Source organism: Streptomyces sp. NBC_00576, from assembly GCF_036345175.1.
Taxonomy (GTDB): domain Bacteria; phylum Actinomycetota; class Actinomycetes; order Streptomycetales; family Streptomycetaceae; genus Streptomyces.
This window is the reverse complement of record NZ_CP107780.1, coordinates 7817080-7829939: the sequence shown is the minus strand read 5'-3', so window position 1 is coordinate 7829939 and position 12860 is coordinate 7817080. Positions and strand designations below refer to the sequence as shown.

The 12860-nt window shown below is 67.7% G+C and carries 11 protein-coding genes and 1 pseudogene; 6 read left to right on the top strand and 6 right to left on the bottom strand.

Annotated elements, in window-relative coordinates; translation table 11 throughout:
- The first annotated feature begins 479 nt into the window (after positions 1–479).
- Both OG734_RS34095 and OG734_RS34090 read left to right on the top strand, forming a co-directional pair.
- Positions 480–1910 (top strand): glycoside hydrolase family 43 protein, encoded by a 1431-nt coding sequence (locus OG734_RS34095; RefSeq protein WP_330291263.1) that lies wholly within the window; start codon positions 480–482, stop codon positions 1908–1910.
- Between the two features lie 223 nt (positions 1911–2133).
- Positions 2134–3195 (top strand): LacI family DNA-binding transcriptional regulator, encoded by a 1062-nt coding sequence (locus tag OG734_RS34090; protein WP_330291262.1) that lies wholly within the window; start codon positions 2134–2136, stop codon positions 3193–3195.
- 128 nt (positions 3196–3323) lie between these two features.
- Here the strand turns inward: OG734_RS34090 and OG734_RS34085 are convergent, their stop codons facing one another.
- Positions 3324–4808: a ricin-type beta-trefoil lectin domain protein gene (locus OG734_RS34085; protein WP_330291261.1), complete on the bottom strand. Its 1485-nt coding sequence runs from the start codon at positions 4806–4808 to the stop codon at positions 3324–3326.
- 321 nt (positions 4809–5129) lie between these two features.
- Between OG734_RS34085 and OG734_RS34080 the strand changes: the two genes are divergently transcribed.
- Both OG734_RS34080 and OG734_RS34075 read left to right on the top strand, forming a co-directional pair.
- Positions 5130–5642 (top strand): response regulator transcription factor, encoded by a 513-nt coding sequence (locus OG734_RS34080; RefSeq protein ID WP_330291260.1) that lies wholly within the window; start codon positions 5130–5132, stop codon positions 5640–5642.
- A gap of 75 nt (positions 5643–5717) precedes the next feature.
- Positions 5718–6233, top strand: a complete 516-nt coding sequence (locus OG734_RS34075; protein ID WP_330291259.1) for a MarR family winged helix-turn-helix transcriptional regulator — start codon at positions 5718–5720, stop codon at positions 6231–6233.
- A 130-nt stretch (positions 6234–6363) separates the two neighbouring features.
- Here the strand turns inward: OG734_RS34075 and OG734_RS34070 are convergent, their stop codons facing one another.
- The 4 genes and pseudogenes from OG734_RS34070 to OG734_RS34055 form a co-directional block, all read right to left on the bottom strand.
- Entirely contained in the window at positions 6364–6789 is a 426-nt protein-coding gene (locus OG734_RS34070; protein WP_330291258.1) for a PPOX class F420-dependent oxidoreductase, read from the bottom strand.
- 75 nt (positions 6790–6864) lie between these two features.
- Positions 6865–7257, bottom strand: coding sequence for a nuclear transport factor 2 family protein (locus OG734_RS34065; protein WP_330291257.1), 393 nt, complete (start codon positions 7255–7257; stop codon positions 6865–6867).
- 36 nt (positions 7258–7293) lie between these two features.
- A pseudogene (locus OG734_RS34060) lies at positions 7294–7509 on the bottom strand (MBL fold metallo-hydrolase); the annotation flags it as partial.
- Positions 7510–7585: 76 nt separating this feature from the next.
- Entirely contained in the window at positions 7586–7966 is a 381-nt protein-coding gene (locus OG734_RS34055) for a VOC family protein (RefSeq protein WP_330291256.1), read from the bottom strand.
- Between the two features lie 181 nt (positions 7967–8147).
- Here OG734_RS34055 and OG734_RS34050 point away from each other — a divergent pair, with 181 nt between their 5' ends.
- Entirely contained in the window at positions 8148–9029 is an 882-nt protein-coding gene (locus OG734_RS34050; RefSeq protein WP_330291255.1) for an SPL family radical SAM protein, read from the top strand.
- Between the two features lie 89 nt (positions 9030–9118).
- On the opposite strand, the gene OG734_RS34045 is transcribed toward OG734_RS34050, so the two are convergent.
- Positions 9119–10192, bottom strand: a complete 1074-nt coding sequence (locus tag OG734_RS34045; protein ID WP_330291254.1) for a LacI family DNA-binding transcriptional regulator — start codon at positions 10190–10192, stop codon at positions 9119–9121.
- A gap of 537 nt (positions 10193–10729) precedes the next feature.
- On the opposite strand from OG734_RS34045, the gene OG734_RS34040 reads away from it, so the two are divergent.
- Complete coding sequence (locus OG734_RS34040; protein WP_330291253.1) at positions 10730–12826, top strand: RICIN domain-containing protein; 2097 nt, start codon at positions 10730–10732, stop codon at positions 12824–12826.
- The last annotated feature ends 34 nt before the right edge of the window (positions 12827–12860 follow it).

The following is a 12860-nucleotide window of genomic DNA, read 5'->3' as shown; positions in this document are numbered from 1 at the left end:
CTAGGAGATGTGCGGGGAGGGCAGCAAACGCGTCGGCAGCCCGGAGTCGAGAGGGATCGGAATTGTCGATTCCGGGATCTGAAACGTTTCAGTCATGTGTTTGCAGGCGAGATCCTTGCCCCGTTCACCGTGCCGTGTCAATGGTCGTGCAGTCGACATTCTCGCGAGCGACCCGAGTCCGTGGAAAAAGTCTCCGCAGTTCAAGAGGGTGGCGCGTCGATGCCTCCGTGCCTTGAGTGGGCACGGGCGCGAACGCCGGGGAGCAAACTCGCCAGTTCCATTGACGCGCTCTCGACCGACATCTATCTTCTGCTCGAACTTGCGAACAATGTTCGATTTTTCGAACCGTGACCGTCAAAGCACTACTCGACGTCCCACGTCACGCGGGAGCCTGTCCCGCCCCACCGGTACGGAGGCCGGGCCTCACCCTCGACCCGACTTGCACCTGAACATGGCACTCCAGAAAGACAGGAACGCAGATGCGCGCGGTTCTCGCTCGGCTGGCGGCGATATTCGTCGCCGCCAGCCTGCTCTTCACAGCCCAGGTCGTGACCACACCTCAGCGGGCCGCCGCCGCGGACCCGGGTTACCTGATGACGCACTTCATCGGGGAGGGGGCGACCGGTCAGCAGATGTACTTCTCGTACAGCGCGGACGGTCTGAACTGGACCGATCTCAACGGCGGCGGGATGACCCTGCGCTCGACCGTGGGCACGCGCGGGGTGCGTGACCCCGCGCTGGTGCGCTCACCCGACGGCAGCAAGTACTGGATCATCGCCACCGACCTGTGCATCGACTGCGGGCAGACGTGGAGTCAGTCCATCAACGACGGCAGCCGCAACCTCGTGGTGTGGGAGTCGAGCGACCTGGTCACCTGGTCGGCGCCGTGGCTGCTCAACGTCGCGGGCGCGATCCCCGACGGGCGCAACGCCTGGGCGCCGGAAGCCATCTGGGATCCGGCCAGCAACGACTACGTCCTGTACTGGGCGACGAACAAGCCCCTCAACGGTGCGACGAAGCACCGCATCTACTACGCCCACACCACGAACTTCCGCACGATCACCACCCCGCAGATCTACATCGAGCGTCCCGGCACCCAGGAAATCATCGACACCCAGATCGTCGAGGTCCCCTCCGGCGTCGGCAACTACCGCTACGTACGGGCCTCCGGCGACGGCCAGATCACCCTTGAGGGCAGCAACTCGATCCTCGGCACCTGGACCAACCTGGGCAACCTCTCCGGCATCGGCCTGACCGGTTCGCAGGTCGAGGGCCCGATGTGGATGAAGTTCCGCGACCGCAACGAGTGGACCCTCTACCTCGACCAGTACGCGGCCGGAAAGGGATACATGCCGGTCGCGACGACCAACCCGTCCGCCACCGGCAGCTACCAGCTCCCCACGTCGGGAACCTACTCCCTGGGCGGCAACAAGAAGCGTCACGGCTCGATCCTGAACCTGACGGCCGCCGAGGACGCCCGGATCCAGGCCCGCTGGGCGAACACCCCGGCCAAGCGACTGCAGTCCTTCAACTTCCAGGACCGCTACGTGCGGCACACCAACTTCGATGTGCGCATCGACCAGAACGTCACCAACGACGACGCCAAGTTCCGGCCGCGACCGGGCCTGGCCGGATCCGGCACCGTCTCCTTCGAGTCGGTCAACTTCCCCGGCTACTACCTGCGCAGCGACGGAGCCGACTTCCAGCTCGTCTACAACGACGGCACCACCCAGTTCGCCCAGGACGCCACCTTCCGCCAGGTCGCCGGACTCGCCGACTCGTCCTGGTCCTCGTTCCAGTCGTACAACCACCCCGACCGCTACATCCGCCACTACGCGTTCCAACTGAAGCTCGAAACGATCACTACCGCGACGGGGCGCAGCGACGCCACCTTCCGCTTGACGAGCTGACCGGACAACGAGGCTGGTGCTCTGAGACGATCTCGCGCCTGCTGCCCGCCCTCCGCGAGGAGGTGCAGGCAGCAGGCGCGAACTGTCCCGGTAACGGTGACCAGCAACGTCGCAGCGACGTCCGAATACCCCGTTCTCCTCATGATCCTCCGGCCGGCTCCGGCGATCGCGGAGTGGGCCTAGGCTGTTGTCAGGGCCTGAGAAACAGGGGAAACAAGGGATCATGGTGATTGGGGACAAGTCCATGTCCGGACGGCCCCGGCCGTCGATGGCGGATGTCGCTCGTCACGCCGGTGTCGCGCCGCAGACGGTTTCGCGCGTGTCCAACGGTCACACCAACGTCGACCCGGCGACCAGGCAGCGGGTCGTCGAGTCGATGGAGGCGCTGGGCTACCGGCCGAACGGAGCCGCACGCGCGCTCAAGAGCGGGCGGTTCAACACGATCGGTGTCATCACCTTCACGCTCCAGACGTTCGGAAACACGCGCACGCTCGACGCCATCGCCAGGGAAGCCGCACGCGCCAAGTACGCCGTCACCCTCATCCCCGTGTCGGACCCGACCATGGGCAGGGTTTCCGGTGCCTACGACCGGCTCAGCGAGGCAGCCGTCGACGGAGTGATCCTCGTCTTCGAGGCGCATCTCCTGGACGACGCGGAGTTCAGCCTCCCACCAGGGGTTCCGATGGTGGTCGTCGACTCCGACACCGGCCCCGGTTACACCGTGGTGGACACCGATCAGGCACAGGGCGCCCGTCAGGCCACGGAACATCTGCTGGAACTCGGCCACCAGCAGGTATGGCATATCGCCGGACCCCCCACGTCGTTCTCCGCGGCCCATCGGGTCGAGTCCTGGCGGCGCACCCTGCAGGAGGCCGGCATCGTCCCGCCCCCGGTGCTGTACGGCGACTGGACCACCCGGTCCGGATATGAGTACGGGCTGGCTCTGGGGCGAAGGCCGGAGGTCACGGCGATCTTCGCCGCGAACGACCATATGGCGCTCGGTGTCATGCGGGCCCTGCACGAGCTCGGCCGCCGGATTCCCGACGACGTCAGCGTGGTGGGGTTCGACGACATGGAGGAGACCCATGCCTTCTGGCCGCCGCTGACCACCGTGCGGCAGGACTTCGCCGCGGTCGGCCGGCTCAGTCTTCAGAAGCTGCTGAGCAAGATCGGCCGTACGGGGCCCGACCTGATCGACAAGACCCTGGTCCCGACCCGACTGGTGGTCCGCGCGAGCACGGGAGCGCCGCCGCCCTCACCGGAAGGCGAAGCGCGGCGAAGCTGACGCGCGCGGGCCCGGCGAGGGTACTCGCCGGGCCCGTGCGGTTCGGATCAGTGGTCGATCGGATCAGTGAGCGAGGGGAACAGGTCCTGGTCCTGGTCCTGGTCCTGGTCCTGGTCCTGATCCTGGAATCAGCTCCTGGTCCACTGCTGGTTGCTGCTTCCGTTGCAGTACCAGACGTCGACCGCCGTGCCGTTGCCGGTGCCTGCTCCGGCCGCGTCCAGGCAGAGCGCAGGGTTCGCGACGCTGGTCACGCTGAGGTCCGCGTTCACGTTCCACTGTTGTGCCGCCGCGCCGGTGCAGTCGGAGATGATCACGGGGTCTCCCGCCGCGGCTCCGGTGCCTCCCAGCGTCATGCACTTGTTGCCGTAGACGGTGAGCTGCTTGTCAGCGTTCCAGTTCCAGATCTGGTTGCCGCCGGCGTTGCAGTCCCAGAGGTCGAGCTGGGTGCCGCTGGTCGTGCTGAAGCCGGGCACGTCGACGCAGCGGTTGGAGCCCACTCCGCGCAGGACCTCACCGGGAGGCGCGGGCGGCAGGTTGTTGACGGGCGGGGTCTTGCCGAAGCCGTAGCCCCAGCGCAGCAGGGCGACTCCGGTGGCGCTGTTGTCCACCAGGTTGCCCTCGGAGTCCAGCGACTCGATCGAGTAGGCGTCGCCGAACCTCAGCCCCGGCCAGTACACCAGCCCCATCCCCTTGCTGCGGGCGGTGTTGGCCACGGCCGCGAGATACGAGGTGTAGATGTTGCCGTTCCACGCGCCGTAGTTCAGACCGATGGTCATCGGGGAGCCGGCCTCGTCGATGATGGTCCGGCCGGCGTACTTGCCGATCCGGGCTTCGAGGTCGGCGACCCAGTCCGCCTGCTGGGTGTAGCTGGCCCAGAAGCCGTAGAAGTGCAGCGACAGCAGTGTTCCCCGCAGTGCGGGGGCCGCGCCGACGCCGGTGACGTTGTCGTTGTAGCCGGTACCGCTGATCACGACGCGGCCGCGCGGGACGTCCTTGTGCGCGGCCAGCCAGCCACTGGTGACGGACACCCACTGGTCCAGGGTGTAGCCGTGCGGCTCGTTCATGGGCTCGAAGTACACCCGCGGGTTGTACTTGTACTCCCGCACCACGGTGTTCCACATCTTTTTCCAGGCGGCCGTGTCGTCGACCAGCCCGTCCTTGCTGCTGTCGGCCTCCCAGTAGCTGACGATGACCTTGTCACCGTAGGCCGTGGCCGCGTCGATCGTCGCCCGGTACGACTTCCACCAGGTGGTGCCCACGGTTGCCGGGTTGATCGGCAGGCGCAGCGTATTGGCGCCCAGGTTCTTCTTGAAGCCGCTGACCATGCGGCCCGTGGTGCGGTACACGGTGCGGTAGTCGTCGGTCACCTTCAGCCCGCTGGGCACCACGGCGTCACTGGCGTAGTTGTCCCGCGGGTCTGCCCAGTTCACCCCGCGGAAGTCACTGGTACCGCCCTTCGCCGCAGGCTTCGCCGGCGCGTACGAGGCGGCTGACGTCTCGGCGGCCGACTGGGCGAGGGCGGGGGTGGGGGCGGTCAGGAACATGAGTGTCGCGCCGAAGCCGGCCATGAGCACACTGGCCAGTCTTCTCGACCTCGTCGGGGTCTTGGTCATGTCGTCTCCAGTGACGGGAATCGCGGAGGGCGGAGTGCGGGTTCGCCACCTGAGCCGAGGCAGTGATGAACCAGGGTCCGGATACAGACACTCGGACCCGTGTAAACCGGCCATGGTTACGTAACCATGGCCGGACAGTGGCACGACGCCCGCACTGGTGACAAGACCCGTGACAGATCCGAAACACGCCGGACCCTTTCACTGGGCCCCGAGTTGTCCAGTGCCGCGTAGCGCCTTACGGGGCGGCGGCGGGTGCGGGGTGCAGGGGGCGAGCCGAGGTTCCGCCGGTCCTGGGCGCCGAAGGTGGACCAGAGGGCCGCGGTGAGCAGGAGGACCCACACCCCGCTCGCCGTCATCGGTGACACATCCGCCGACGAGGTCAGCTCACTTCTGCGTGCCGGAGTCACCGGCATCATCAACCCCCACATCCAGGCGGGCCTCTTCGTGGCGGCACTCGACCTGATAAGCAAGGGCGGCACAGTGATCTCCTCGCCGTCCACCCCCACGAAGATCTCCGCCGCCCTACCGGGTCCCGCGCTGGACCAACTCTCCACGAGGGAGCGCGAGATCCTCACCCTGCTCGCGACCCAGCCGGACAACCAGACGCTGGCCCGGCTCCTCGGCATCAGCCCGTTCACGGTCAAGTCCCACGTGAACCGGATCCTGCCTAAGCTCGGCGCCTCCTCCCGCGCCCACCTGGTCACCATCACCATCGCCTACGAAAGCGGACTCGTCAGTCCCGGCCTGCCGGCCGTGCGCACGCCCGCGTACTCAATCGTCGACGGCTCGTCGGCAGGGAACTCCGCAACCAGGTCGGGCCGTACAGGGCGGTAACTCAGCCGTGCGACCAGAAATGGCGGTAGCCTACAATTAACTATCCATGGAAGATAATTCTTCGGAAGACGAGTGATGGCTGACGCTGACCTGAAGCTGCTGTACCGGGAACTGGTCTCGCTGGAGATCGAGCTGTGGGACGGCATCGAGGGGCGATTGCGGGCCGAGTACGACCTGCCGCTGACCTCGTTCGAGGTACTGCACCTGCTGCTGCTGCGGCCCGGGCGGCGGATCCAGGACATCGCGGAGGAGTTCTCGATCACGGTGGGCGGCACGAGCAAGGTGGTCGACCGTCTGGAGGCGGCGGGCCTGTGCGAGCGGCGGGCCAATCCGAACGACCGCCGTTCCTCGATCGTCGAGCTGACGCCCGAGGGGCGGAAGCTGGTGGGCGGGGCGCTGAAGGTCTTCGAGGAGGAGCTGGAACTGCGTATCGGGTCGGTGATTCCCGAGCAGTCCGTACGCGAGGTGACCGCGGTCCTCGGCACGCTGCGGGCAGCCGGACGCGCCCTGGCGGCGGAGCGGAAGGCCGCCGCGCAGACGCCGGTGCCGGCTGTGCGGGCGCCGAAGCAGCCCGGCCGACCGTCATCGTGACCCGCGACGGCTCCGCAGTGCCCGTGCGTGGGTTGATGAGCCGGGGCCGGGCCGGACGAACACAGCCCCCGGTTCCGTTCCCGGTCCCGGTTCCGTTCCCGTTCCCGTTCCCGGCCCATCAGCGCACGGTTCAGTCGGCGATGCCGGCGAAGGCGATGACTTTGTCGATGCGGCCGCGAACGAGGAGGTTGCCGGGGCCGCCGTTGCGTGTGGCGTACTCCTCGGTACGGTCGTCGCCCATGTAGCGGGCGCCGAGGAGGCCGCCCCAGCGCAGCATGTCGTCCGGGTCCTCGGAGATCGCCGTACGGCCCTGGAGGAGGACGAACGCGTACGGGGGCCGGTCCTCGTCGACGCAGAGGGCGAACCGTCCGTCGCGGGCAAGGTTTCGGCCCTTGACCCCGTTCTTCTCGGTGGTGAGCACGATGTCGTCGCCGTCGAGGAGGAACCAGACCGGTGTGACGTGGGGGCTGCCATCGGCGCGGACGGTGGACAGCTTGCCGGTGCGGGTGCCGTGCGTGACGAACGCCCGCCACTGCTGCTCGGTCATCTTTCGCATGTGGGCGCCTTTCGTGTGCGTACGGATCGGCTCGCGTGGTGCCCGAGGCCGAGTCGGCCTCGGGCAGCGCAGGTTCTAGCCCCAGAAGGCGTCTTCGGCGGCCGGGTCGGCGGAGAAGAGCCACATCTCTGTGATCTTGCCGTTCTCGATGCGCAGGAGGTCCACGCCTTCCATGCTCATCGACGCGTCGTCAAGGCGGCCGCTGAAGTGGATGGTGGCGGCGACCAGGTCGCCGTTGCCCATCAGCGTGTGGATCTTGTCGATGGCGAAGGTGCCCCGGCTGGTCTCCATCATGCCGCCGAGCATCTGGAAGACGGCGCCCTGGCCCTTGTGCTCGCCGGAGAACTGGTTGGCGCCGGGCTGGTGCCAGACGATGTCGGCGTCGAGGAGGCTGCCGAGGGTGGCCATGTCTCCGGTCTGGACGGCCTGGAAGTAGGTGCGGGCGACGTCGATGTTCGTGCTGGTCATGGTGCTTGCTCCTTGGGTTCTTGTACGGGGTGGTGGCTAGCGGGCGAAGTCGAGGCGGTCGGCGGGGCCGGCTTCGGTGAACGCGGCCTCGATCTCGTTTCGCCCTTCCTTGAAGTGGGCCCAGCTGTCGAAGTGCGCGGGGACGACCCGGCGGACGCCGAGCAACTTCGCGGCCTCGGCGCCCTGGGCGCTGTCGAGGGTGAGCAGGGCGTTGTCGAAGGCGAAGGCCATGCGGGCGCCGCCGAGGAAGAGTGGAAGGGGAAGGGTCGTCGGCCGTGCTGCGGGGCAGGTCATCCGGCGAGTGCCGTGCGGCGGCCCGCGCAGCCGGTCAGGGGGCGGGTGCGGAGAAGACGCCGAAGTGGTTGCCGGCCGTGTCCTGCAGCCGGGCGAAGCTGAGGCCCGCAGAGTCGGAGACCGGCTCCATGAGCACCTTGGCGCCCAGTTCGCCGGCGCGCTCGACGGTCGCGGCGACGTCCTGGACGAGGACGTAGAAGATCGCGTAGTTCGGGAACTTGCCCTCCGACTCCCACACGCCGCCCGCCGGCTGCTGGGCACCGGGCGGCATCACCGAGTGATAGGTGACGCCCGGGGTGTTGGTGTTGAGGGCGTAGTTCCAGTCGAAGAGCTCCCCGTAGAACTCCTTGACCTTCTCCGGCTGGTCGGTGCCGAACTCGAACCAGGCGACCGAGTTGAAGGCGGGAACGGTCATGACACTCACTCCTTGACAGCCCCGTATCGGGACAGAGGGATCGGGGTCTGCCTGCTGGAGCAGGCAACCAGGGCTCCGGATCGGCCGCTCACCCAGCAAACCATTTAGATTCCATGGAATCAACTTCCAAAGATTATTGTTCCATGTGATGCAGGTTTGGTGTCCAGAGAGGAAGCCCGTCATGGAACCGGTCGAGATCGAGGCGAAGACCCTGATCCAGAAGTCGAAGACCCCGTCGAACGACTACGTGATCAACCCCTACACCGGCTGCGTTCTGGGCTGCGCGTACTGCTTCGCCTCATTCGCGGGGCGCCAGTTCGGCCGGTCGGCCAAGGAGTGGGGCGACTACCTGTACGTGAAGAAGAACGCCGTCGACCTGGCCCGCAAGGAGCTGGCCCGGATGCCCGAGCACAAGCGCCACGGCACGATGCTCCTCAGCTCGGTCACGGACCCCTACCAGGGCCACGAGACGAAGTACCGGCTCACCCGAGGCATCCTGCGCGAGCTGAAGGCGGTCGAGTACCCGGGCCTGGTCCGCATCCTGACCAAGTCGCCCGTCGTCACCCGCGACATCGACCTGCTCACCAGCCTGCCCCGGGCGGAGGTCGGCATGACCGTGACCACCGCTGACGACAAGGTCAGCCGCTGGCTGGAGGTGCGCGCCCCGCTCGCCTCCCGCCGCCTGCGCACCCTCACAGAACTACGCGAGGCCGGCATCCCCACCTTCGCCTTCGTCGGCCCGCTCCTGCCCCACTTCGCCACTCAGCCCGAACTCCTGGACCACCTCTTCGGGCAGCTCGTCGAAGCGGGCATCACCGAGGTGTTCATGGAGCACATCAACCTCAAGCCGTACATCCGCGAGCGCATGGACCAGGTCCTCGCCGAGGAACCCGACGAGGTGCGCGAGGCATACGTACAGGCCCGCACCAAGGAACACCGCGAGCAGCTCGACGCGATCGTGGCCGGCCTGCTGACCAAACACGGGCTGCGGCTGCGCTTCGACGAGGTCGTCCACCACGACGACAACGACGCCCTGCGGCAGAGGCTGGCCGGCCCGGTGTGAGCGCGTCGCGCAGGCGTCGCAGCAGCCGGTTCGAGTGATCCCTCAGGGCCGTTTCCCCCGCCGCCTGCGGCCGGCCGAGGAGTGCAGCCTCAGGGCCGGTCGCGCCGCAATGGGGCCGGGCCGCTGCTCTCCCGCACGATCAGCTCCGGCTCGGCCCACAGAGGCAGGGCCGGGGCGGTATCGGGTTCGAGGAGCCGGTGGAGCAGGCCGAAGCAGCCCCGGCCGAGGCCTTCGAAGTCGAGGCGGACGGTGGTCAGGGCGGGGTGTGCGTAGGCGGAATGGGGGGCGTCGTCGAAGCCCACCACACTCAGGTCGCCCGGCACGTCACGGCCTGTCTCCCTGGCCGCGCGGAGTACGCCGAGTGCCAGGTCGTCATTGCCGCAGAGCACGGCCGTGACCGACGGGTCGACCAGCAGCGAGCGGGCGGCGAGGTAGCCGGAGCGAGGGCTCCAGCCGGCGTCGAGCGGTTCCGGCAGTGGTTTGCCGGCCGCCCGCAGGCCGTCGCGCCAGCCTTCGGTGCGCTGGCCGATGCGGGTGGTGGAGGATGGGATCGCCAGGTAGTGCACGGTCTCGTGGCCGAGGCCCAGGAGATAGCGGGTGGCCTGAGCGGCGGCGGCCCGGTCGTCCAGCCAGAGCTGGGGCCGGTCGCCGGGGCGGCCGTCCTCGGGCCGTTCCACCGCCGCCGCTGCCGGGAACCCGGCGGGCAGTGCCTGCCATGCCCGTACGCCCGGTGCGTCGAAGGCGATCACCAGCACCGCCTCCCCCGGCCTGCTGACCCGGGCCGCGACATCCGCTGGCTGCTGGGCCGAGCCGGTGTCGAGCACGCTGATCTGGACCGTGAAGTCGGCCGCCCTCGCCGCCTCCTCGATGCCCTTCAGAGTCGTCGAGGCACCGTACAAGGAGGTGTCGGAGGTCAGCACGGTCACCGAGCGCACCGCACCGCCGGCCAGTGCCCGGGCCATCCGGTTGGGCGTGTAGCCCAGCTCGGCGATGACGTCCAGAACACGGGCCCGGGTCGACGCCTTGACCTTGGGGTGACCGTTGACGACCCGGGAGACGGTCTGGTGGGACACGCCCGCTTCCCTGGCGACGTCCCGGATGCTGACGGTCTTCGGAGCCCGCGGTCCCTCTCCGGAGCGGGGGGCGGGGGTCGCTTCCTGCATGGCGGGGACGGCTCCTCGTCGGTACTGGCTGGGCGGTGACGGCGGCGTTGGACCAGGCGTTCCCCTTGTCCGCGGCCTCCATCAGGGGCGGTCGGCCGAACCGGACCTGGTCGAAGGGGTCGAGCACCTTCACCCTGTGCGTGGACGAGGAGACGGTCAGCAGGATCGACGGCCATACCGTACCCGCAGCGGTGCTGATCTTCTTCGGCCAACCCGATCACCGTCACCTGACGGGATATCAAGAGAAATTTCCACGCGGAGTATTGCGAGGGCCGAATGTTACCGTTCACACTGCTCCCTGCGTCACTGACGCGTTAACACTGAATGTCGGGGAGCAAAAAAATGTGAACGGTAACATTTCCCGGCCGTAGTGAGCGCCTCTGCGTCACCGGCCAACACCTGCCCCGTCCGGCCTGATGGCCGAACTGCCTCATCTGTTCGCCTCTTGGCATGCGCCTGAGGCAGGTGCATGCCCACAAGTCCGCATCTGCTGCTGCATCTGCTGTCGTCCATTCGCATCAGGAAAGGGTTGGTTCCATGCCTTCAGGGAAATCCGCCGCGCCCCACTGGACAAGACGTATCGCCGTCCAGGCGTTGATCCTCAGCATGGCTCTCGCCGGGCTTGTGGCCATGGGCGGTGGCCGGGCACCGTCGCCGGACCTCGGCCGGACCGAACCGGTCGCGGTGACCACCAACCAGGTCGCGGTTACGCCGGCACCGATGGGCTGGGCCTCCTGGAACAGCTTCGCCAGCAGCATCGACTACAACACCATCAAGGCCCAGGCCGACGCACTCGTCTCGTCCGGCATGGCCGCCGCCGGCTACAAGTACGTCAACATCGACGACGGCTGGTGGCAGGGCGCCCGCGACGGCAACGGCAAGATCGTCACCGACGAGAGCCTGTTCCCCGGCGGTATGAAGGCCATGGCCGACTACATCCACAGCAAGGGCCTGAAGGCGGGCATCTACACGGACGCGGGCAAGCAGGGCTGCGGCTACTACTTCCCCACCACCAGGCCCGCGGCGCCCAACACCGGCAGTGAGGGCCACTACCAGCAGGACATGCAGACGTTCCAGGAGTGGGGCTACGACTTCGTCAAGATCGACTGGTGCGGCGGCAACGCCGAGGGCCTCGACCAGGAGACCACGTACAAGGCGATCAGCGCCGCCAACGACGCCGCGGCCGCGATCACCGGCCGCAAGCTGGTCCTGTCGTTCTGCGAGTGGGGCACCGGCAACCCCTGGAACTGGGGCGCGGGAACGTCCCCGATGTGGCGCACCAGCACCGACATCCTCTTCTGGGGCAACAGCCCGTCCGCGGCCAACATGCTGACCAACTTCGACAAGACGCTGCACCCCTCGTCCCAGCACACCGGGTACTACAACGACCCCGACATGCTGATGGTCGGTATAAACGGCTTCTCCGCCGCCCAGAACCGCACGCACATGAGCCTGTGGGCGATCTCCGGCGCCCCGCTGCTGGCCGGCAACAACCTCGCCACCATGAGCTCCACCACCGCGTCGATCCTCAAGAACTCCGAGGTCATCGCCATCGACCAGGACGCCCGCGGCCTCCAGGGCGTCAAGGTCGCCGAGGACACGAAGGGCCTGCAGGTCTACAGCAAGGTCCTGTCGGGCACCGGCAAGCGTGCCGTGCTGCTGCTCAACCGCACCTCCTCCGCCGCCCCCGTCACCGCCCGCTGGGCAGACCTGGGCCTGACCACTGCCGCCGCCTCCGTACGCGACGTATGGACGGCGACGAACGCGGGCAGCTCCGCGACGAGCTACACCACCAGCGTCCCGGCGGGCGAAGCGGTGCTGCTCACCGTCTCCGGCACCGAGGCCTCCGGCACCACCTACGAGGCGGAGTCCTCGTCCAACACCCTGGCCGGTAGCGCCGCCACCACCGCCTGCGCGAACTGTTCGGGCGGCTCGCGGGTCGACTGGGTCGGCAACGGCTCCGCCAACACCCTGACGTTCAACGGCGTCAGCGCCCCGGCCTCCGGCGTGAAGCTCGCCACCATCGCCTACGTCAACGGCGACACCACCGCCCGTACGGCGACGCTGCAGGTCAACGGCCAGCAGCCCACGGTGGTCTCGTTCCCGCCGACCGGCTCCTGGACCACTCCCGGCACCGTCTCCGTGCTGGTCGGTATGGCCAAGGGCTCCAACACCATGAAGTTCTCCAACAGCGGCGGCTGGTCGCCCAACCTCGACGCCGTCTTCCTTCAGGGCATCGCGGGCACCGACGGCAACGAGATCATCGGGACCGGCTCCAACCGCTGCCTCGACATCGCCAAGAACTCGATCACCAACGGCACCCAGCCCGCCCTCTGGGACTGCTTCGGCGGACACAACCAGACCTTCACGTCCACGTCGCGCGGCGAACTCGTGGTCTACGGCAACAAGTGCCTCGACGCCGACAACAACGGCACGACCAACGGCACGAAGGTCATCATCTGGGACTGCACCGGCGGCACCAACCAGAAGTGGACCGTCAACTCCAACGGCACCATCACCAACAACCAGTCCGGCCTCTGCCTCGACGCCGTCAGCAACGGCACCGCCAACGGGACCAAGATCGACCTGTGGACGTGCAACAGCGGGACCAACCAGAAGTGGACGCTCAACTGACGGACTGACGGACTGACGGACTGACGCCACACTC

Bases quoted from the DNA above. Each gene is read 5' to 3' on its own strand.
- OG734_RS34055 (WP_330291256.1), bottom strand. From the start codon at position 7,966: ATGACCGTTCCCGCCTTCAACTCGGTCGCCTGGTTCGAGTTCGGCACC.
- OG734_RS34085 (WP_330291261.1), bottom strand. From the start codon at position 4,808: ATGACCAAGACCCCGACGAGGTCGAGAAGACTGGCCAGTGTGCTCATG.
- OG734_RS34045 (WP_330291254.1), bottom strand. From the start codon at position 10,192: ATGCAGGAAGCGACCCCCGCCCCCCGCTCCGGAGAGGGACCGCGGGCT.
- OG734_RS34095 (WP_330291263.1), top strand. From the start codon at position 480: ATGCGCGCGGTTCTCGCTCGGCTGGCGGCGATATTCGTCGCCGCCAGC.
- OG734_RS34090 (WP_330291262.1), top strand. From the start codon at position 2,134: ATGGTGATTGGGGACAAGTCCATGTCCGGACGGCCCCGGCCGTCGATG.
- OG734_RS34070 (WP_330291258.1), bottom strand. From the start codon at position 6,789: ATGCGAAAGATGACCGAGCAGCAGTGGCGGGCGTTCGTCACGCACGGC.
- OG734_RS34050 (WP_330291255.1), top strand. From the start codon at position 8,148: ATGGAACCGGTCGAGATCGAGGCGAAGACCCTGATCCAGAAGTCGAAG.
- OG734_RS34040 (WP_330291253.1), top strand. From the start codon at position 10,730: ATGCCTTCAGGGAAATCCGCCGCGCCCCACTGGACAAGACGTATCGCC.
- OG734_RS34075 (WP_330291259.1), top strand. From the start codon at position 5,718: ATGGCTGACGCTGACCTGAAGCTGCTGTACCGGGAACTGGTCTCGCTG.
- OG734_RS34065 (WP_330291257.1), bottom strand. From the start codon at position 7,257: ATGACCAGCACGAACATCGACGTCGCCCGCACCTACTTCCAGGCCGTC.